The organism is Deltaproteobacteria bacterium (genome assembly GCA_030690165.1).
Classification (GTDB): domain Bacteria; phylum Desulfobacterota; class GWC2-55-46; order UBA9637; family UBA9637; genus JACRNJ01.
This window is the reverse complement of record JAUYHF010000059.1, coordinates 1-20,835: the sequence shown is the minus strand read 5'-3', so window position 1 is coordinate 20,835 and position 20,835 is coordinate 1. Positions and strand designations below refer to the sequence as shown.

Annotated in this window: 20 protein-coding genes and 1 other RNA gene; 12 read left to right on the top strand and 9 right to left on the bottom strand. The window is 42.7% G+C overall.

The features are described 5' to 3' along the window. Positions 1–211: 211 nt before the first annotated feature. The 12 genes from Q8P28_09970 (at position 212) to Q8P28_09915 (ending at position 13,061) form a co-directional block, all read left to right on the top strand. On the top strand, positions 212–646 hold the full coding sequence (locus Q8P28_09970; GenBank protein ID MDP2683106.1) for a SoxR reducing system RseC family protein: 435 nt from the start codon (positions 212–214) through the stop codon (positions 644–646). Next, positions 643–1,107: an SsrA-binding protein SmpB gene (smpB, locus tag Q8P28_09965; GenBank protein ID MDP2683105.1), complete on the top strand. Its 465-nt coding sequence runs from the start codon at positions 643–645 to the stop codon at positions 1,105–1,107. Before Q8P28_09970 ends, smpB begins: the two co-directional genes overlap by 4 nt. Before the next feature lie 48 nt (positions 1,108–1,155). Then, positions 1,156–1,505: a transfer-messenger RNA gene (ssrA, locus tag Q8P28_09960) on the top strand. Positions 1,506–1,767: 262 nt separating this feature from the next. Continuing rightward, positions 1,768–4,260: a serine/threonine-protein kinase gene (locus Q8P28_09955; protein ID MDP2683104.1), complete on the top strand. Its 2,493-nt coding sequence runs from the start codon at positions 1,768–1,770 to the stop codon at positions 4,258–4,260. A gap of 199 nt (positions 4,261–4,459) precedes the next feature. Continuing rightward, positions 4,460–5,185, top strand: a complete 726-nt coding sequence (locus Q8P28_09950; protein ID MDP2683103.1) for a Stp1/IreP family PP2C-type Ser/Thr phosphatase — start codon at positions 4,460–4,462, stop codon at positions 5,183–5,185. Between the two features lie 88 nt (positions 5,186–5,273). Then, entirely contained in the window at positions 5,274–5,891 is a 618-nt protein-coding gene (locus Q8P28_09945) for a ferritin family protein (protein MDP2683102.1), read from the top strand. 27 nt (positions 5,892–5,918) lie between these two features. Further along, positions 5,919–6,212: an FHA domain-containing protein gene (locus Q8P28_09940; GenBank protein ID MDP2683101.1), complete on the top strand. Its 294-nt coding sequence runs from the start codon at positions 5,919–5,921 to the stop codon at positions 6,210–6,212. Between the two features lie 13 nt (positions 6,213–6,225). After that, positions 6,226–7,572 (top strand): FHA domain-containing protein, encoded by a 1,347-nt coding sequence (locus tag Q8P28_09935; GenBank protein ID MDP2683100.1) that lies wholly within the window; start codon positions 6,226–6,228, stop codon positions 7,570–7,572. A gap of 8 nt (positions 7,573–7,580) precedes the next feature. Then, complete coding sequence (locus tag Q8P28_09930) at positions 7,581–8,435, top strand: TIGR02757 family protein (GenBank protein ID MDP2683099.1); 855 nt, start codon at positions 7,581–7,583, stop codon at positions 8,433–8,435. 28 nt (positions 8,436–8,463) lie between these two features. Next, complete coding sequence (locus tag Q8P28_09925) at positions 8,464–11,508, top strand: N-6 DNA methylase (GenBank protein MDP2683098.1); 3,045 nt, start codon at positions 8,464–8,466, stop codon at positions 11,506–11,508. Positions 11,509–11,631: 123 nt separating this feature from the next. Beyond that, positions 11,632–12,600 carry a hypothetical protein gene (locus Q8P28_09920; protein MDP2683097.1) on the top strand — a complete coding sequence of 323 codons (969 nt, stop codon included), beginning with the start codon at positions 11,632–11,634 and terminating at the stop codon, positions 12,598–12,600. Positions 12,601–12,758: 158 nt separating this feature from the next. Continuing rightward, positions 12,759–13,061: a Dabb family protein gene (locus Q8P28_09915; protein ID MDP2683096.1), complete on the top strand. Its 303-nt coding sequence runs from the start codon at positions 12,759–12,761 to the stop codon at positions 13,059–13,061. 272 nt (positions 13,062–13,333) lie between these two features. Here the strand turns inward: Q8P28_09915 and Q8P28_09910 are convergent, their stop codons facing one another. From Q8P28_09910 to bioB, 9 genes are read right to left on the bottom strand one after another with little or no spacing between them, the layout of a single operon-like run. Beyond that, positions 13,334–13,945 (bottom strand): response regulator, encoded by a 612-nt coding sequence (locus Q8P28_09910; protein MDP2683095.1) that lies wholly within the window; start codon positions 13,943–13,945, stop codon positions 13,334–13,336. 40 nt (positions 13,946–13,985) lie between these two features. Then, entirely contained in the window at positions 13,986–14,615 is a 630-nt protein-coding gene (locus Q8P28_09905) for a tetratricopeptide repeat protein (protein ID MDP2683094.1), read from the bottom strand. Between the two features lie 17 nt (positions 14,616–14,632). Continuing rightward, positions 14,633–15,841, bottom strand: a complete 1,209-nt coding sequence (locus Q8P28_09900) for a hypothetical protein (GenBank protein ID MDP2683093.1) — start codon at positions 15,839–15,841, stop codon at positions 14,633–14,635. Then, on the bottom strand, positions 15,838–16,194 hold the full coding sequence (locus Q8P28_09895; protein ID MDP2683092.1) for a DUF2304 domain-containing protein: 357 nt from the start codon (positions 16,192–16,194) through the stop codon (positions 15,838–15,840). The genes Q8P28_09900 and Q8P28_09895 overlap by 4 nt, the downstream gene beginning before the upstream one ends. A 6-nt stretch (positions 16,195–16,200) precedes the next feature. Further along, complete coding sequence (locus tag Q8P28_09890) at positions 16,201–16,905, bottom strand: glycosyltransferase family 2 protein (protein ID MDP2683091.1); 705 nt, start codon at positions 16,903–16,905, stop codon at positions 16,201–16,203. Beyond that, on the bottom strand, positions 16,902–17,729 hold the full coding sequence (gene bioC / locus Q8P28_09885) for a malonyl-ACP O-methyltransferase BioC (protein MDP2683090.1): 828 nt from the start codon (positions 17,727–17,729) through the stop codon (positions 16,902–16,904). The genes Q8P28_09890 and bioC overlap by 4 nt, the downstream gene beginning before the upstream one ends. Next, positions 17,726–18,520 (bottom strand): alpha/beta fold hydrolase, encoded by a 795-nt coding sequence (locus tag Q8P28_09880; GenBank protein MDP2683089.1) that lies wholly within the window; start codon positions 18,518–18,520, stop codon positions 17,726–17,728. Before Q8P28_09880 ends, bioC begins: the two co-directional genes overlap by 4 nt. Then, on the bottom strand, positions 18,507–19,682 hold the full coding sequence (bioF, locus tag Q8P28_09875; protein MDP2683088.1) for an 8-amino-7-oxononanoate synthase: 1,176 nt from the start codon (positions 19,680–19,682) through the stop codon (positions 18,507–18,509). Before bioF ends, Q8P28_09880 begins: the two co-directional genes overlap by 14 nt. Then, positions 19,679–20,680 (bottom strand): biotin synthase BioB, encoded by a 1,002-nt coding sequence (gene bioB, locus Q8P28_09870; GenBank protein MDP2683087.1) that lies wholly within the window; start codon positions 20,678–20,680, stop codon positions 19,679–19,681. Before bioB ends, bioF begins: the two co-directional genes overlap by 4 nt. Between the last annotated feature and the right edge of the window lie 155 nt (positions 20,681–20,835).

The window sequence follows — 20,835 nt, the reverse complement described above, 5'->3', positions numbered from 1 at the left end:
TCCTTGACTATCCTTACTGCCTGTGCATAATTCTCTATTGTGGCTCTTTGAGTCATGGGGTATCCTCCTTTTGTTTTGGTATTGGCTTACCATGGAGATACCCCTTTCTTGCTTCTGACACAAGAAATAATACATTACCTCATTTTGGAATAACGCGGGTTTATGTCTACCGCATGTTGAAAATACCTGCTGTATCTGATAGCATAATAACATGATTGAAGAACAAGGGGTTGTGGTAGACATAAAGGAAGGCAGGGCATTTATAAAGACCGAGAAGGGCACCTCGTGCGAAAGTTGTGTGGCAAGAGAAACATGCCACGGGGTTATAGGCACAAGTGAGGTTATCATAGAGGCTGAAAACCCTATAAATGCCAAATTTGGAGACAGGGTTGTAGTAATGGTCGGAACAGCCACCCTTCTGAAGGCAAGCCTCTTGCTTTATCTCGGCCCTATCGCCGGTTTGATTACCGGTGTAGCCCTGGGGCAGATATTTGTCAGGCAATTTGCCTTAACTTTAAACCCTGATTTGCTCTCAGGGATACTTGGCGCATTCTTTCTTGTTATAACCTTCTTCGGCATAAGAATGTACGGTAAAAGGCTTGAAAAAAAAGAAGGCTTTAGACCTGTTGTGGTCAGAGTTATCTGATGGCTGAGGATATAAAAGTTGTATGTCAGAACAAAAAAGCCTATCATGACTATTTTATAGATGAAACCTTTGAGGCTGGGATTGTATTGGTCGGGACAGAGGTAAAGTCCTTAAGGCTCGGCATGGCTAATCTGAAGGACAGCTATGCCATGGTAAGAAATGGAGAGCTTTTTCTGACAAATACGCACATAAGCCCGTACAAACAGGCTGATAGATTTACCATGCCCGAGCCGGACAGAACAAGAAAGCTCCTCCTCCGCAGGGAAGAAATAAATAAACTCATAGGAAAAACAAAGGGAACGGGCTATACCCTGATTCCTACAAAAATTTATTTTAAAAATGGTAAAGCCAAGGTAGAGATTGCCCTGGCAAAAGGGAAAAAACTTTTTGATAAGCGGGAGACAATAAAGGAAAAGACTGTTGAAAGAGAGATGGAAAAGGCAGTGAAAGACAGGCGGTAGATACTTTAATCTTGCAATTAAGGCCATTTTGGCTTTACAATAAAACAAGGGGGCGATAGGTTTCGACGGGATGAACTGATTCCAAGGGAAGCATACCGAGGCCTGGGGACTCGTTAAAACACCAGAAAAAAATAGTCGCAAACGACTATAATTACGCTCTGGCTGCTTAAGGCAGCCGGCGTCTCTTAGGCCTGTTCCTGCCGGATTTAAGAGACGACAATCAGCAGGATGGCTTTTGGGGCTCGGTCCGAAGGACCTGAAGGCAAGATTTAAACGGACTGGTTTCCTGGTTTGATGCCTGTAACGAACCATGAAGCGAGAAAAATCTACAGGCTAAGTATGTAGATGCCCTGGATAAGCATTCCCGGACGTGGGTTCGATTCCCACCGCCTCCACCAAATACATAGATTTCTCAAAATCCTTATCACAGCCATAGTTAAAGATGTTTTTAGGCAGGCCCTGCTTCCGGTATTCCTTTCTTTATTAATAAGTTATTCCCTCAACAATGCCCAACAAAACAGTATGTCAATTGCCGTAATAATAGAGAAGCCACAAACCATTTGCAAAAGCATGTCCCCTGTGATAAATACAGGCAAGAGGCGATAGGCCATGGGCTATTGGTTTTCCTATTGCCCATTGCCTATAGCCTGTATTTAATTTATGAAACCTTCCAAAAAAACACCTGACATAGTTATCGGCTTAATCGTCACATCAATATTCTGCATATTCTTCTACACAAAGACAGGTTTTCTTGAAACAATCGAGTTAAAAAGCTATGACATGAGGATGCGGCTTTTCCACCCTGCCAAGGCCAGTGAAGAGATAGCCATAGTTGCAATAGATGATGAGTCTATCGCAAAGCTTGGCAGATGGCCGTGGCCAAGGACAAGAATGGCAGAGGTTATAAAAAGGATTTCAGGGGCAGGGGCAAAGGTCATAGGATTGAATATCATTTTTTCAGAGCCTGAAGAGGCCAGCGGTCTGTCTGCCATTGAGACAATGGAGAAAAAATTTTCTGAATTAGGTCTTGCATCGGCAAAGGGCGGCGGAGAATTTCTTGGCGAGATAGAGAAGATAAAAGAGGAGTTGAACAGGGATGCGAAATTAGCCTTATCAATTGAGGCCAGCCGCAATGTTGTGCTGCCGGTTGCCTTTGATTTCGGCTCAGGTATGCAGAAGACATTAGGCGCTGAAGAGATACCGGCTGAGGTCGCAAAGGCCGCAATCCAGGGTAGTCCTGTGCCTGCGCCAATAGCCTCCAGAATGATTTGGCCCATACCACGGTTAAGCAGGGCCGCCGTGGACATGGGCCATGTAAACAGATTCCCTGACGGAGACGGCGTATCAAGATACGACATCCTCGTGGTAGATTATGGCAACAGGCTTTATCCCTCCTTTCCGCTGACTGTGGCGGCTAATTTTGCGGGGGCAACAAAAGAGGATATCTGGATTAGTCCGGATGTGGAGATGTTTCTTAAAGACCAGTTATTGCCTGCAAACTTCAATATGCAGATGCTTATCAATTATTACGGCCCTCCAAAGACATTTCCCCACTACTCCTTTTACGATGTCCTGAATGACAAGATAGACCAGCGGGCATTTAAAGATAAAATAGTTCTCATCGGCCCCACGGGCATCGGCGTGGCAGATATAGAGGCAACGCCGCTTTCTCCGGTGTTCCCCGGCATAGAACGGCAGGCAACCATAATCTCCAATATATTAAACCGCGATTTTATAAGCAAGCCTGTCTGGGCGGACATGTTTGGCTTTGGCGCAACACTTTTATTCGGCATCCTGACCGCATTTTTACTGCCAAGGCTTGGGGCAAAGATGGGGGCGTATATCGGCGGCGGGCTTATTGCCGCATATACAATCTCTATCATATTTGCATACGCATCTTACGGCCTGTGGCTCAACCTGACATATCCAATCTTGATTCTTATTTTTAACTATATCGCGATTACCTCAAGGAGCTACCTTACAGTTGAGAAACAGAAGCAGGTTGTAACAGAAGAGAGCGATGAGGCAAACAGGCTTCTCGGCCTTTTCTTCCAGGGGAAGGGGACGCTGGATATGGCATTTGAAAAATTTAAGGCCATTTCCCGGGTTAATGACGAGGTAAAGGATGCGCTGTACAACCTCGGTCTGGATTTTGAGAGAAAGAGGATGCCGACACAGGCAATGTCTGTGTATGAGCATATCGCAAAAACTGACAAAAAATACAAGGATATTGCAGAACGGATCAAAAAATTGACAACCATGCCGGCAGCCGGCGCATGGAAAGGGTCTAAGGCAGCGGCAGAGGGCACAGCCATTATAGACGGCATGGAAAAACCCACTATCGGCGACTATGAAATAGTGGAAGAACTTGGCAGGGGCGCAATGGGTGTTGTGTATAAGGGTGTTGACCCAAAAATGAAAAGAGAGGTTGCAATAAAGACCGTGCACTTTGACGAGGTTGACGCGAATACCATCAAGGCTGTAAAAGACCGCTTCTTCAGGGAAGCGGAAAGCGCCGGTAAACTCACGCACCCCAATATTGTAACCATCTATCATGTGGGTGAAGAATCGGATCTGGCATACATTGCAATGGAGCTTCTAAGGGGCAAGACGCTTGAGACCTGGTGTAAAAAAACGAATCTCCTGCCGCTAAAAACAACCTTAAAGATTATCGGCCAGTTGTCTGAAACACTTGATTATGCCCACAAAAATGGTATAGTCCACAGAGATATAAAACCGGCAAATATCATGATGCTTGCCAAAGGCGAGATAAAGGTGACCGACTTCGGCATAGCAAAGATACAATCATCATCTCACACAAAGACAGGCGTGATAATGGGCACACCAAGCTATATGTCCCCTGAACAGCTTGCCGGCAAAAAGGTTGACGGCAGGAGCGACCTGTTTTCTCTTGGGGTAATACTCTACGAACTCCTTGTTGGTGAAAAACCTTTCAATGGAGATACAATAACAACAATAATGTATCAGATTGCAAATGCAGCTCCGCCATCGCTCCTGGAATATAAACAGGATCTGCCGCCTATATTGCAAAAACTCGTTGACAAGGCATTGGCTAAAAAACCGGAAGAGAGATTCCAGACAGGCGCTGAATTTGCAAATGCAATAAAAGTGTGTCTGGCAAAGACGGGATGAAAATTAACCCACCCTCACCTTAATCCTCTCCCTGAGGGAGAGGAAGAAAAGTAGGAAATCCTCTCTGAGAGAGAGGAAACTTTTTTGTTCCCTCCCCTTCAAAGGGAGAAATCTCTCTTATCCCCTCCCCTTCAAGGGGAGGGTCAGGGTGGGGATGGGGTAAAGGGGGTATTTTCTGGACAAATCAAGGAATTTATCTATGAATATAAAATTTTCAGCAAAAACAGATGTGGGTAAAAAAAGAAAGCTCAACGAAGACAGCTTTTGCGCGGCAGGGGATATCGGGCTTTTTCTTGTAGCAGACGGCATGGGCGGCCACTTGGCAGGCGAGATAGCAAGCCAGATAGCAGTTGAGATAACAAAGATGAGCCTCTCTGAGTGGCTTAAAAAAGGGCCGCCAAATTCAGAAATATTCGTGAAGGCAATACAGCTTGCAAATAAGGGTGTTTTTGAGATGGCAGAAAAAGGGCAGGAAATGAAGGGCATGGGCACAACTATTGCCGGCATCCTTATTTGCAACGGCGGTTTTGCGACTGCAAATGTAGGCGACAGCAGAATTTACAGGATAAGAAATAACAGCATTGAACAACTTTCCAAAGACCATTCTATGGTGAGTACGCAGCTTTCAATGGGATTAATCACGGCAGAAGAGGCAAAGAAGTCAGCTTATAAAAATGTTATTACAAGAGCGATTGGAACTGATAAGACTGTTGAGGTGGATACGAGGGATGAGGAGGCGATGAAGGGCGATGTTATCCTTATCTGTTCCGACGGTCTGTCATCGCTTGCAGAGGATAAAGATATGCTTGATATTGTCAACAGGTGCGGCGACAATCTGGATAATGCCTGCGAAGAACTTATCGGTCTTGCAAATTTTAACGGCGGAGATGATAATATAACGGTAGTGTTGGTGAAGTTTTTATGAAATCGTCCCGCTCGACGAAACAAAGATGAAGGCATGTGAAAACTAAGCACAGCAATGAGAAAAAGCAAATGTTCAAGGGGAGAAATATATGCCGCATAAGACACCCTTAGGTTTGGAAACAATCAAGAAAAAAGAGCTTGTTCAACTATTAAGAGCATCCATAGCAGCTGCTATGGATGCCGTCAATCGTTATGAGCAAATGGCTGCATTGATTGAAACAACAGAAGTAAAAAACATTTTTTTGGACCTGGCAAAAGAAGAAAAGGAGCATGCGGGAAAACTCCATGCCCTCTTATTAAGAAAAGACAACGAACAGGAAAAGGCATCGGAGGAAGGCAAAAGAAAGGTTGATGAAATATCTTCCACCAGTAAGACAACGGTAAAACCATTAGAAGAACAAAAGGTAATAAAACCCACCCATTTGGCTGCTGAAACAAAGAAACCTCGGCCTATTCCGCCGATATGGAAGACTACAATAAATTCTCCGGAAGAACCCAAGCCTATAAGACAGATTGATTCAACCCCGAAAACAGAAAAACCGCATACGGCTTCTTTTTCAGATACAAAGGATACAAGGAAGCCAGGAAATAATTTAGCAGCAGGCGAAATTAATATCTGTTCTAATTGTGGCTATAAAGCAAATGGCCCCGCCCCTAACAGGTGTCCTGTATGCGGCGTACAGGCAGAGGGATTTAAAAGGTCGTAGTGCATTGGATTATGGAATGTTATCAATATGTCAAAACTTATCCTCAAATTCCAAGGTGTCCTCATAAAGGAATATAGCCTTGATAAACCTTCTTTAACTGTTGGGAGAAAAGATGATAATGACATATGTATTGACCATATGGCTGTTTCAGGCCATCACGCCCGTATAGATAAAAGAGAAGGCAATGCAGAGAGTTCTTATACCGTGACTGACCTCAACAGTACCAATGGCACCTTTGTAAACGGAAAGAAGATGACAACAGCCGTACTGAAGCCAAATGACTGGATAACTATCGGAAGGCATATCCTTTACTTTAAGTGAGGAGAAAACAACCATGATTCCAATATTTCCGGCTGTCCAAAAATTATTTGAGGAAAAAAACTTAAGCATCAAAAACTTTGACGCTGTTTTTAATGATATAATCTCCACGGCAGGCGACGGCTATTTTACCATTTCAGATAAGGACGGCATGGCGTATCTTTTTGTGGTAGGCGGAAGACCGTATGCCTCAGGCAGGACAGATAAAGATGGTCTGTCCATGCTTGATGTCCAGGATTTTTTTGACGCCTATTCAACTCTCAGCACAGCATCCGTTGTTTTTTATAAGGTTGAAAAAAAGCTCCTTTTAAGCATACTTGTTTATTTCAAGAAACGGCCGGCGCATAAATTTACGGCAGATATGGTTGATATGGAAAAGGTACTTAATGAGCTGGCTCAAAAAGGCGCTGACAGTATAATTGCCGCAAGATGCGGTGAAAAGCTGGGTTTTTGCATCTGCCTGAAGGGAAGACCGTCATTTAATTATCTTCCTGACGGCGCTCATGCGCAAGAGCAGCCAAAGGACGGGCTTCTTCTCTATCTCTTTGGCCAAAAGGGGTGTGTGCCATCTATAGAGGTTTTTGACGATATCCAGATGACCCCTGTGCCTGATGGAATCTCTCCAAAGGATGAGCTGCCAAAGAGTTTAACGGCTCATTACATAAAAAAACCAAGCGCCTCGGTATCGGTAAAAGACGTTGAAGTAATTCTCATGCAAGCTGATAAGATTATAAATCAATATGCGATTACAAAGGCAGAGACTACCATTGGCAGGGGGACAGACAGCGATATCTTAATAGATAACCCGGGGGTTTCGAGACATCATGCCGTGATAAAAGAAAAGGACGGCAAATTCCTTGTTGAAGACAAGGGAAGCGCAAACGGAACATTTATAAAAGGCGAAAAGATAACAACGAAAGAGATTAAAAACGGCGACAGTATACAGATATTAAATTACGCCCTTACATTTAAATATCCGCAGACTGCTGATGCAGAACAAACTATCCTTCCTACACAGCCTGTTGCCGCGCCGCCTGCCCAGATGCCTGTTGCTCCTGAGGTAAAAGCAAAATTAGGCGGACAATCAAAGCTTGTGCTTGAAGACGGCAAGGAGCATATTTTAAAATCTACAGTAACTACCATTGGCATCGGCGATGATATGGAATTAAAATTGGAGGGAAAAGGCATGGCGAAACATCATGCGAGTATCCTGAGGGGCAAGAAGGGCGAGTTTACAATAGTGCACAAAGGCGGCAGGGCGGCTACAAAGGTTAATGAAGAAAAGGTGCAGGAACACCACCTCCTCAAAAACGGCGATGTTATAGAATTAGGCCAGTATAAGATAAAATATGTGGTTTCGTAAGCCAACAGATGAAAAATCTAAAGCACTGCCTTGATAAGCTATATGCTGCATTTGACCTGAAATTTCTTTCACCCGACCCGCTTGAATTTGTTCATCAGTTTAAAAAACCGGAAGATCAGGAGCTTGTCGGTCTGGTCGCATCTTCGCTTGCGTATGGCCGGGTAGAGAGAATCCTGATAAGCGTAAGAACTGTGCTGGAACTGATGGGCAATCAGCCATACAGGTTTATTGTCAATTTCAACCCGCAAAAAGATGCAAAAATATTCGACGGTTTTGTCCACAGATTCAACAGCGGCAAGGATATTGCCTGTCTCATTTACTTTGCTCAGCAAATGATTGAGAAGAGCGGCTCTGTAGAAAGGTTTTTTTTAAAAGGTTATCAGCCGGAGGATGTGAATATAAAGAATAGTCTTGTAAGTTTTTCTGAAAGGGTATTACTGCTCGATTCGTCTCCTATCTATGGCAAAGAAAAACTCCCTCAGCATGCTGGTGTAAGATTTTTCTTTCCGTCTCCAAACAATGGCAGTCCATGCAAAAGACTAAATCTTTATCTAAGATGGATGGTAAGAAGGGGTGATAAGTTGGATTTCGGCCTCTGGAAGAATATACCTCCGGACAAGCTGATAATCCCTCTGGATACACATATCGCACGGATATCTCAAAATATCGGCCTTACCAAAAGGAAAAACCCTGACTGGAAAATGGCAGAGGAGATTACTGATAATTTAAAAAAGCTGGACCCAAATGACCCTGTTAAATATGACTTTGCCTTATGCAGGCTTGGGATATTAGAGCATTGTCCGAAGAAAAAAGATTATGATAAATGCGATAGGTGCCTTATAAAAAAGGTGTGTGTATTATAAACACGCATTTTTTAGGGCGAGCACCGACATGGAAGACGCAAAAGAAAAGACAAAGGAACTCGTTGAGAGGTTTCACCGTAACCTTGATGCCTACAAAAGCGGTTCATATAACGAAACGCAACTGAGGCGTGAATTCATAGACCCCTTTTTTGAAGCCCTCGGTTGGGACGTTCAAAATAAACAGGGCTATGCAGAGCAGTACAAAGAAGTAGTTCACGAGGATTCCATAAAGGTAGGAATAAGCCTCAAAGCCCCTGACTATTCCTTCCGCATAGGCGGGCAGAGGAAGTTTTTTCTTGAAACAAAAAAACCCGCAATCAACATAAAAGAAGACACATCTCCCGCATATCAACTCCGCCGCTACGCATGGAGCGCAAAACTGCCCCTTTCCATTCTTACCGATTTTGAAGAGTTTGCCGTTTATGACTGCCGCATAACACCAAATCCCTCCGATAAAGTATCTACTGGCAGAATCGCTTACTATACCTATGAGCAATATATTGGAAAGTTTGATGAGATATACGACCGTTTTTCAAAGGAGGCTGTTCTAAAGGGAAGTTTTGACCGCTATATTGAGACAACAAAGGGGATGAGGGGAACTGCGGAGGTGGATAAGGAATTTCTCCGCGCGATAGAGTCGTGGCGCGAAATCCTTGCAAAGAACCTCGCCCAGAGAAACCCACGCCTTACAGTGGATGAACTGAATTTTGCAGTCCAGCAGACAATAGACAGAATCATTTTCCTCCGCATCTGCGAGGACAGGGGAATTGAAAGCTATGGCCGTCTGCAGGCCCTTTTAAACGGTGTAAACACTTACAGACGTCTTATGGAACTATTTTATCAGGCGGACGCGAAATACAATAGCGGGCTTTTTGACTTCAAGGCCGACACACTCAGCCATACCCTTGTTATAGATGATAAGGCGCTGAAGGACATAGTGGAAGGGCTTTACTATCCGAAATCTCCTTACGAATTTTCAGTGCTTGGCGCGGAAATACTCGGAAACGTCTATGAGCAGTTTCTCGGAAAGGTCATTCGCCTTACCGCGGGACATGCGGCAAAGGTTGAAGAAAAGCCGGAGGTTAAAAAGGCTGGGGGAGTCTATTATACGCCAAGTTATATCGTTGACTATATTGTTAAAAACACGGTTGGAAAACTCCTTGAAGTCAAAACCCCGAAGCAGGCGGAAAAACTCCGAATCCTTGACCCTGCCTGCGGAAGCGGTTCTTTCCTGATTGGCGCATACCAGCATCTATTGGACTGGCACACAAAATGGTACAACAAAAACAATCCCGAAAAATACGCAACGGGCAAAAAGCCCGCTGTATATAGAAGCAGAGCAGGATGGCAGCTTACAACCACGGAAAAGAAAAGGATACTTTTAAATAACATCTACGGAGTTGACATAGACCGTCAAGCAGTCGAGGTAACTAAACTTTCGCTTCTATTAAAAGTGCTTGAAGGAGAAAATGAAGAAACGCTCGGCAAAACCCTTGCATTGTTCAGGGAAAGGGCTTTGCCGGATTTAAAGGATAATATAAAATGCGGGAATTCTTTGATAGGGCCGGACTTTTATGATTCCATTTCTCCCACCCTCCCCTTTATCCCCTCCCGTCAAGGGAGGGGGAAAGCCCCCTCGCCACTTGCCCCCGATAGATTCAATCGGGGGCTTGCTGGAGAGGGCACAACAATTTCACCCTCCCCCTCAACGGGGGAGGGCTGGGGTGGGGGTGAGGTGGATATTGATAGAAGGATAAACGTCTTTGACTGGAATGACGACGAAAAGGGGTTCGGCAGGATAATGAAGGAGGGCGGCTTTGACTGTGTGATAGGGAATCCACCCTGGGGTGCAGATTTTTCGGAAAACGAAAAACGATATTTAGAACAGCATTACTTGCTTAATAGCGGAAAATATGAGAGTTATATATATTTTATTGAAAAGGGTACAAAATTACTTAATGATAAATGCTTGTTCGGTTTTATTGTCCCAAGCTATTGGATTTCTCGATCACAAACTGAACATTTACGTCAATATCTTACTGAAGATATGACTCCTGAATCGTTTATTGTACTACCAGAAAATGTTTTTTCAGGTGTAAAAATGGACTCGGCGATTATTGTTGCAAGAAAGGATGGCAAATCTGATACATGTGACAAATTTGTTTTGGTAGGTGAAATATCATCATCTCAGTTGATTGAATGTTTTAAGCCAATGGGAATAGATAACCTACTTGAAAAAATTATACTTGGTACTTGGCAGAAGCATCCTAGATTCAGATTCAATCCTAGAATTTCTAAAGAGGATTCCAAAATTATTCTTAAGGTTGAAAAAAATACTTTTGATCTAGGTGCTATTGTAGAAATATCACAAGGTCTTACGCTTTACAGACGTTCAACACTTGCAGCGTTGCATGGCAAAGCGAAAGCAGAAGAAATTGTCACTAAAAGATTATTTCATGCTGAGTGTAAAAAAGATGACACCTATAAGAAAGAGTTGCTTGGACGAGATGTATCGCGTTATTCTGTGGCTTGGAATAAAAAGAACTGGGTCAGTTATGGCCCATGGCTTGCACATGCGGTTGACGAACGATTTTTTAAAGGACCGCGATTAGTCGTTCAAAAACTACGCAATCCTATGCTGAAACAACGACTGGTTGCAGGCTACCTTAATGATGATGAAACTTATAGTGCGGGAGTTTTATTGAATATCGTCCCAATTAAAAATGAGACATATTCATTGATGTATATACTGGGTTTGGTAAATTCTAGTCTGCTAAATTACTGGTATCGAAAAATTATTCTTGATGTCTCAATTAGAGTTATAGACCTGAAACAACTTCCCATCCATACAATCAATTTTAAAAACCCTAAAGAAAAATCCATGCACGACAAGATGGTCTCCCTCGTTGACCGCATGCTCGAACTCAACGGGAAACTCAGGAAGGCAAAGACTCCGCATGAAAAGGAACTCTTCGAAAGGCAAGTAAAAATCACCGACAACCAGATTGACAGGCTTGTATATGAGTTTTACGGGTTGACGGAGGAGGAGATAAAGGTGGTGGAGGGAAGGTAGAAATATGGGTTTCTCTTGTTATTCCAAGCATATATAGTGTTCAAATAAGACTTGACATACTATATATTGTGGTTTATCATAAAAACACTTATTTGATAAAATAATTCAAGGATTTAAGTACTAATGAAAATATTAGAATTGGCCATTCACGATATAAATAGAATGAAAGAGGCCCTAATTGTAAGTTCTGCGGTCAAATCGGCCATAGAAATGCAACAAAGGCTCCATGAAACAGTTTCACAAAGTGTTGCAATCAAGTCAGCCATAGAATTTGCCAGAATGCAACAAGCATACCGCGAAGCAGTTCCGCCAACCATTTTTAAAACATACGAGTATTATAACGCTTTTGAGATGATTAATCGCGATATGGCCATCCTATCTTCTGCAGCACAGTCTGTTAAGTTAGCCAGTCAGCAAATAAAGACTTTCGAATCTTTCAAACCAGCCTTTTTAAGGGAATACGAATCTTTTATAGAAAAAGCGAAAGAAGTCGAAAGTATCCGTAACAGATATCCAACAATGCTATTCCAACCCTTTGATACTCTTCCAGTAGTGCAAAGACGCTCTGTTCTTATAGCATTACCGTATAAATCTAAAAGAGAAGAAACTGTTTTTCCGTCTAAAAAAAGTGCATATTCTGTTTGCAATTTGATAATCAAATGCAATGAAAAGGCGTGTGTTCTGGGCAGTAACGATATTTTTAAACCTACAAATAAAATGATGGAAAGCATAAAAAATATTCAACACTTATCTTGTAATGACAAAAAAACTTTTAGCGATTTTATCGATTGTTTATATTTTATGCTTTATGAAGGGGCTGGGGAAGGTTCAAGAGTTAAGATTTATCTTTCGGATGAAGAATATCAACCCTTACATGATATTAGGGATATTAGAAATTTTTATTGTAGGCATGATATTGAACATGGCGATTCTGGCGAGATTAAGAAAAAATATCGTAAACTTGGGGAAATATTTTTACGGCTAATAGAAAAACCACTTCCGGAAAATGAGATTGACTTCAAAAAAGCCCAGTATGTTATTTTAGATAATCTTCATAATGTGCTGGGGATACTTTACAAAAAAATAAGTTAATAAATTGCTTCGCCTTCCACTCGCAACGACCCCTCACCCCAGCCCTCTCCCGCAAGGGGAGAGGGAGCTATAATTTTCCACTGGTTTCCCTTTTAGAAAAGGGGGATGTTAAAGATGCCATTAAAACAAGGATTGAAATCCTATTGGAGGTTTAACAGATGATAAAGCACATCGTCATGTTCAGGCTCAAGGATTCGGCTGAGGGGCATAGTAAAGCTGAAAATGCCAGGAAACTTAAAATACTTCTGGAAGCTTTGAAAGAAAAAATCCCGGTCGTAAAATGCCTTGAAGTGGGTATAAATGTGGGGAAGTCTGCAAGCGCATCTGACATTGTTTTGTATTCAGAGTTTGACGATATGCAGATGCTGGAAGTTTACCGGGAGCATCCGGAACATAAGAAGGCAGTGGACTTTATTACGAAGGTATGTTCAGAAAAGCGGGTTGTTGACTACGAAGTATGAATCTCTCCACACCTTATCCCAAAATTAGTTATTCCAAGGTTTGACCGTAAAATAGCGATTAAAAACCTCGCTATTTTACAAACTGGCGATTTGCCTGCCATACATCGTTATCGGACAATTTTTGCTCCTCACCGTATCGGTGAGCATACGGCTCGTCGCAAAAATTGTCCGCTGCCTCGTCTGACAGGCAACTTGCCAGTTTCCCCAAAAATCAAGGTCTATTTTTGGGTTTGAAGCGGACATCTATCGTAAATCTTTCCGGAGGGGTTAATCTATATAAACCTGCTGGCAGTTATAACTGCCTCTGCTATATCTTTAACTTTTTTGTTTTCCTTCTGTGATTGAGACTGCAGGAGTTTGAAGGCATCGTCCTCAGGAATACCAAGACGTTTCATGAGTATGCCTTTTGCCCTTTCAATAAACTTTCTTGTCTCAATCGTCTCTTTCAGGTCAAGAACCTCACTCTTCAGCGCCTTAAATTCATTAAATCTGGCAAAGGCAAGCCTTATGGCAGGAAGGAGGTCTTTTTTTGTTATTGGTTTCATGATATAGGCAAATACGCCGCTTTCTATTGCCCTGTCAACCAGCGGTCCGGAGGAATAGCCTGTTAGAAGGATTATGGGAATAGGTATGCGGTTGGTTATAATCTTTGCAGCTTCGATGCCGTCCATCTTTGGCATCTTAACATCCAGAATAACGAGGTCGGGTTTAAATTCATCATAAAGGACTACAGCCTCTTCGCCTGTAGCTGCTGCTGCAACAACATTAAAACCGAGGGTCTCAAGCTGGGCTGCGAGGGCATTTCTGGCTATTGCATTGTCATCTGCGATTAGGACGCGGCCTGCTTCAGGCATTGCCGCTTTTTTTATTGTTTTTGATGACATATTCAGGTTAAACAAAAACTACCACAAAAGGTATATGGGGTCAATGTAAAAGCCTTGCAAGCCTTTCAACCCCCCTCCTTGCCCCTTCATCTGTAGGGTCTGTCTTTAAGACCTCTTCAAATTCTGCCATAGCCTCTTTTAACATCCCAATTGCCTCGTATGTCATGGCTAGGTTGAAACGGGTTGAGGTATCTTTTGGATTTATGTTTAATGCCTCCTTATAATGGAATATCGCCTTATCTGTCATACCCTTTATATTGTATATATTGCCAAGGTTTGAATGGGCCTGTAAGTCTAATTTTGACGCCGCCTGGACGCCGTAGTGCCCTTTTTTTAAGACTGCGTTTATGCGGAGCACCTCTTCAAACTTTGGTATGGCATCGTCAAAACGGCCTTTTTTGATATAACACATGGCAATATTAGAATGCGGCTCTATATACCAGGGGTCAGCCTTTATAGAAAGCAAAAGCGAAGGCATGGCATCATCGCAGCGCCCGGCATTTACCATGGCGCTCCCCATGTTGTTGTGGGGACGCGCAATGCCTGGCGATTTTCTCGCCACATCCGACCATAAGGCGATGTCATTTTGCCAGATATGGTTTCTCTTGATTGTTACAATGGAAAGGATACTCAGCAGGGCAGCAAATATTATGAGCCTTAATAGGGGCATATAAAATTCATTTGATTTTATCCTTTTCTTTTTCCCGCATACTCAAATATCCGGTCAAAGGCAAGGCTGAACAGCAGGAAAAATCCGGCAGAGGCAAGATAAAGCCTGTGCTCAAACATGACATCTATTATAGGTATAAAGCTGGATGTGGGAGACAGGATGATAAAAAACCATAAAATAGAAAAGGCGGCCAACCGGCCGTGATTGGTAATACGCGATGCGCGGGATGTAAAAAGATAAAAGGCAATCCCAATTATGGCTGATAACATTATAAGGGATACAATGGGCGGCGGAATAGGGATATTTAATACTGTGCCCTCCTTTACAAGCGGAACCTCAAAGAGTCCTTTTGACACGGGAAAATCATAATCAAGGTTCTGATTTATCGGCACAAAGAGGAGGGTAATATAATATATAAGCACATTGAACTGTGTTAATAGATATTCCTTTGCCGTTATGCTCTGAACATTGAACCCTGCTGAGCCGCCCGGCGTTTCCTGAAGGCCTGTGAGCGTCCTTGTTGCAAAAAATGCCAGCATTGCAATCAGGACAAGATATAACGGCAGTCTTGCTGTTACTTTCTGATTGCCGCTGCTGGAAAGAAAACAATAATCATAAAGAAATAAAACTGCAGGAAGGGTTATAGCTATTTCTTTGGAGTGGAAACCAAGCCAATAAGAGACAGCCACAGCTCCGTAAAGCAGTACCCTTGCAGATGTCTTCGATGTCTCAGCGCTTTTTATAAAAACCAAAAGACCAATGAGCATGAACATGGATGCAAGTATCTCCATCCTCTGGACAATATATGTTACAGCCTGAGTCTGAATGGGGTGCGCGGCAAAGAGCAAAGCAGTATAGACAGCTATCTTTTTTGCCCGATCCTTAAGGCTGTCAATACGGGTAAGGGTAAGGAAAATCAAAAAATAGACAAATATGCTGTTTGTTATATGTATAGCAAGATTTACGATATGGTATCCGACGACATTGAGCCCGCCTATAGCATAATTTATGGCAAATGTAGCCGTTGCTATGCCACGATTGTTGATCAACATGCCAGGCGCATTATTTAAGTTTCGTATCGTATAGTTTTCAACTATGCTTGGGGTGTCGTCAAAGTGAAAACTTGCATGAAATGTATTGGAATATACGAGAAAGGTTAATATCGCAATCAATAAACCTGCAACAAGATGAAAATTTTTGCTTTCAAATATCTTTTCAAGATTCATTTCTTTTCCCCTTTTTTATATTGTTCAAACATCGTCTTAAGTATCGCAACCTCCTGACTAAGCCTCTTATTTTTTTCACTAAAATCTGAAATAATAACCGAAAAATGCAGCACTATCAGGAGAAGAAACAAGAATGCAACCAAAAAAATAAAGGACGGCGGATATGCGATACCCATCGCAAGGGCAATCTTATCCAGAAGACCCCTCCACACTGAAAGTATCAATAAAATAACGGCAGATACCAGCCACAGGAGGGCATACTGCTCTTTGATCATCCCGCGCCTTATCAGGTCCACAATGCCTATGAGGAGACTGACACTGAAAATGACGGCAATAACCTGGACAAGCTGCATTTCATCTCACCTTTCAACCCTTTTCAGCATATCTATAAATATGGATAGAAACACCTTTACCATATAATAAACAGCTTGTAAAGCTGTTATGGAGGATTTTCCACCTGTCCTTTCCTTCATCCTCACAGATGTTTCCGTTATGCTAAATCCTGCCTTATAAAGCAATGCAATGGCCTCTACCTCCGGATAGTCATCAGGATAATTTAGTGTAAAGAACTCTATTGCCCCTTTGTTGACGGCCCTGAAACCTGAAGTGGTGTCTGTTATCCGCTGGCCTGTTATAAGGGATATTACTGTTGAAAAAATCTTTATACCAATATTTCTTGCAAACGATGGATGATATTCCCACTTTTCAAGAAACCTTGAGCCTATAACCATATCGGCCTTTCCCTCACTAATAAGACGGATCAGATATGTTATCTGGTCAGGTGGATGCTGGCCATCCCCATCCACCTGAACTGCAATATCATAGTCGTTCAATGCGGCATATCTGTAGCCTGTCTGCATAGCAGCGCCTATCCCCATATTGTAGGGCAGGTCTACGACTGTCACACCAAGTCCCTTGGCTATATAACTGGTAGTATCCATTGAGCCGTCATTTATGACAACAATGCCGGCATCCGGCAGTTCTTTCTTAACCGCCGATATTACACCCTCAATACTTTCAGCCTCATTATAGGCTGGAATGATGATCAAAACTTTATTTCTCATTTTTCCCCGTAAACAAACATGACCTCATAAGTAGCATAGATGCCGACCCCTGACCCCTGACCACTGAACTCTTTCTCATACACCTCTGCCATCTGCTTTAATAAAGAGCCTCTGGCAAGGCTTTTGTCGCCTTCCTTAAATGGATTTCCTGCGCCGATAGATTTCATGGCTCTTAATAGCGCCAACATGTCGGGATAGGCTTTAATGATATTTGCCTTTTTAATAGATATATTTTTAAAGCCTGTATTCTCAAGGGCTGACTGTAGCATTTGTTTATCTAAAAAACCAATAAAAGGCGGCAGGCCGTCTTTGTTAAATTTGGCCGATGCCTCAGCATAACAATACCTTAATTCCTTCAATGTCTCTGGTCCAAGGGTAGAAAATATGAATATGCCGCCCGGCCTCAAAACCCTGTGCGCCTCTAAAAATGCTGTGTATAAATCAGGAAGCCATTGATAGGTGAGATTGGATGCAACCATATCAAAGGCTTCATTTTTGCAAGGCAATATTTCCCCATCGGCAGTAAGAAGATGTATCTTCTTGCCCTTGTGTTTTGCATTTGTCATCTTTAACATAGGATACGCAATATCGCATCCAAAGATATTTGCTTTGGGAAGCATCTTTGCCAAGCTATAAGTGAGAAAACCTGTGCCGCAGCCAATGTCAAGAATGTTCATAGCTGATGGCTGACAGCTGATGGCTGACAGCTTATTCACCAGTTCTCTTGCCGCTTGTTTTTGAAACGATGCAAATATGTCGTAGCAAAGCGCAGCTTTGGAAAAAGACAACCTTATTTTATGTTTATCAATTTCTGTTGTTATCATAATGTTTCTATAAAGCCCCTGACAATTTTATTAAATTCCTTGCGCCTTGTTAGAAAAGGAACATGGCCTGCGCTTATGATTTCAATCTTTGCATTACTGATATTCTTTGCAAGGTATGTTGATGCGCCGGAAGGACAGACGTTGTCTTCGCTTCCTTGAATAATAAGCACAGGAACCTTGATGCTATTAAGACTTTTCCGAATGTCAAATGAAAAAAGCGCTTCAAGGCCTTTAGCAACGCTATCATGATGAAACACAGCAGATGATTTCTCCTTATAATAGCTAAGGAACCATTTGGCATTATCTGTTGCAATCTCTTCTTCTGTAAAATTCAATGGATAAAACCTTTCCATTATTTTTGTAAAGTCCTTTTTTAAATCCTTTAGCATCCTCCTTGCAACGACTTGAGGCTGCCCCCATTGAAAATCTTTTTTTTCCACAAAGCATGGCGAGGTTGCAACAAGGATAATGCCTTTGAATAAATCGGGCGAGTTGAGCGCTGCTTCCAAAAGCGCTTGGCCGCCAAGCGACCAGCCAATGCCGATAAAGCCAGTGGACAGCGGACAGTGAACAGTGGACAGTAAAACCTTCTCAACAGCAGGCCTCAATGTTGATTCAGACCATACATCTTTCTCACTATGCCCGGGCAACTCAACAGCAATAACCTCATAATCCTTTGAAAATTCTTTTACCTGATGCTGCCATATCCTCGAATCTGTTGCCCAGCCGTGGATGAAAAGCAGTGAAGAGTGAGCAGTGAAGGGTGAGCAGTTTTTACTACTTACAGGCATCTTTTGCCACATCCTTAATTGTTTCTACGGCGTATTTTAAATCATCCCATGAATGATTTGCCATCAATGTAACCCTTAATCTGCTTGTGCCTTCCGGCACTGTCGGAGGTCTTATGGCCTGGAGAAATATGCCTTTGCCAAGAAGGTCTCTGCTTATCCTTACTGCCTTTTCAGCCTCTCCAACAAGTATGGGTATTATCTGTGTTTCGCTCTCCAAGGTATCAAGGCCGGCTTGTTTAAGCTCAGTCCTGAAATAGACAACCCTGTCCCACAATCCCCGCCGGAGTTGCGGTTCGTTTTCCATTATATCCAACGCAGCTATGCCCGCTGCGCATACAGACGGAGGAAGGCTTGTTGTATATACAAAAGACCTTGCCTTATTTATAAGATAGTCCACAAGTTTCTTACTGCCTGCCACATAAGCGCCAAAACAACCAAAGGCCTTGCCGAGGGTTCCCATCTGTATGATATTAGAACTATCTATATTAAAGTGTTCCAAAGCGCCTTTCCCATTTGCCCCCAAAACACCTGTTGCGTGGGCATCGTCAACCATAAGTATACAGTTGTATTTATCCGCCAATTCAAAAAGTTCTTTCAGAGGCGCAATGTCGCCGTCCATGCTAAAGATGCCGTCAGTAACAATCAGTGTTGGGTGATGAGTGTTGAGTGATGAGTGTTTTTTGAGAAGACCTTCTAATGCATTGATATCTTTATGCGGATAACGGATGAATTTCGCCCTGCTTAGGATGCCCCCATCTATTATTGAGGCATGATTAAGCTTATCTGAAAATATCACATCCCCTCTTCCAATAAGGGCGGATATTATTCCAATATTCGCATGATAGCCTGAGTTAAAAACCAATGCAGCCTCGGCGTCTTTAAACAGAGCCAGCCTTTGTTCAAGTTCCGCGTGCAGTTCCATATTGCCTGAGACAAGTCTTGATGCGCCTGAACCAAAACCATATTTTTCAACAGCTTTAATAGCCGCCTGTTTAATCTTTGGGTGATTTGCAAGGCCGAGATAATTATTGGAACAGAGAAGAATAACCTCCGTGCCGTTTATTTTAACCCTCGGCCCCTGTGGGCCCTCTATGAGGGACAGATGACGGCAGAGGCCGGCATCTTTAAGAGTTTTTAGTTCATCATCTATAAATTTAATCATCTCCTCGGTTTTAACCCCAAATCCCTAACCATCTGCAAATCCTTTTCCGGAGGATTTCCCGTAGTTGTAAGATAATTTCCAATCATCATTCCATTTGCCCCGGCCGCAAATATCAGACACTGCATATCCCGCAGATTTACCTCTCTGCCGCCGCAGATGACAATGTCCTTTGTTGGCAGCATAAAACGAAAAAGCGAGATTATCCTGAGGCATTCTATTGGTGTCAGGTTATTCGCATTTTCCAGAGGTGTGCCGGGTCTCGGATTTAAAAAATTTATCGGAATGGAATCCACATCCAATTCTCTCAGGGTAATTGCCAATTCCACACGCTGTTCCCTGGATTCTCCCAGACCAAACACACCCCCGCAGCATGTATAAAACCCAAGCCTTTTGGCTGTTCTTATAGTATTTACATCTTCTTCATAATCGTGGGTTGTGCAAATGTTGGGGAAAAAACTCCTTGCTGTTTCAAGGTTATGATGATAACTCTCAAGTCCCGCATCTTTAAGTTTTTGCAGTGTTTCAGCATCCATGATGCCGAGCGATGCGCACCTTTCCATTGCTACCTCGTTCTTCATTTCCTGAAGCGCCTGCGCAAGAATAGCCACATCGTTGTCTTTGCTGACAGATGTGCCGCTCGTAACAATAGAAAACTCTCTTGCCCCTATCTGTGAGGCAGTTTTTGCTGTCCTAACAATCTTATGAGGTTCTACCATTTGGTAGGTCTTAACATCAGTATTATAATGCGCGGACTGACTGCAGAAGACGCAGTCTTCAGGACAAAGTCCGCTCTTGGCATTTATAATTGAGCATAGATTTACTTCATCGCTTTTAAAATATTTGCGAATTTTTTCAGCAGAGGCAAGGATGTCAAAGAGATGTGCATCCGGCAGATTTATCAATTCACATCCCTCTTCACAGGAAAGCCCCTCTCCTCTTAATGCCTTTTCTTCAAACCTCTTTAACATAGCTCTAATCATGGCTCTTTTAATTAGCATAAAATAAATGATATTGTCAACCTGTATTGGGATATATGGTTGACAATGCTGTGATTGACATTTTTCAGATAATGTCTTACGCTCTTGAACATGGAAATCAAATCAGACTTTTTGGTTATAGGAAGCGGCGTGGCAGGTTTAAGTTTTGCGCTAAA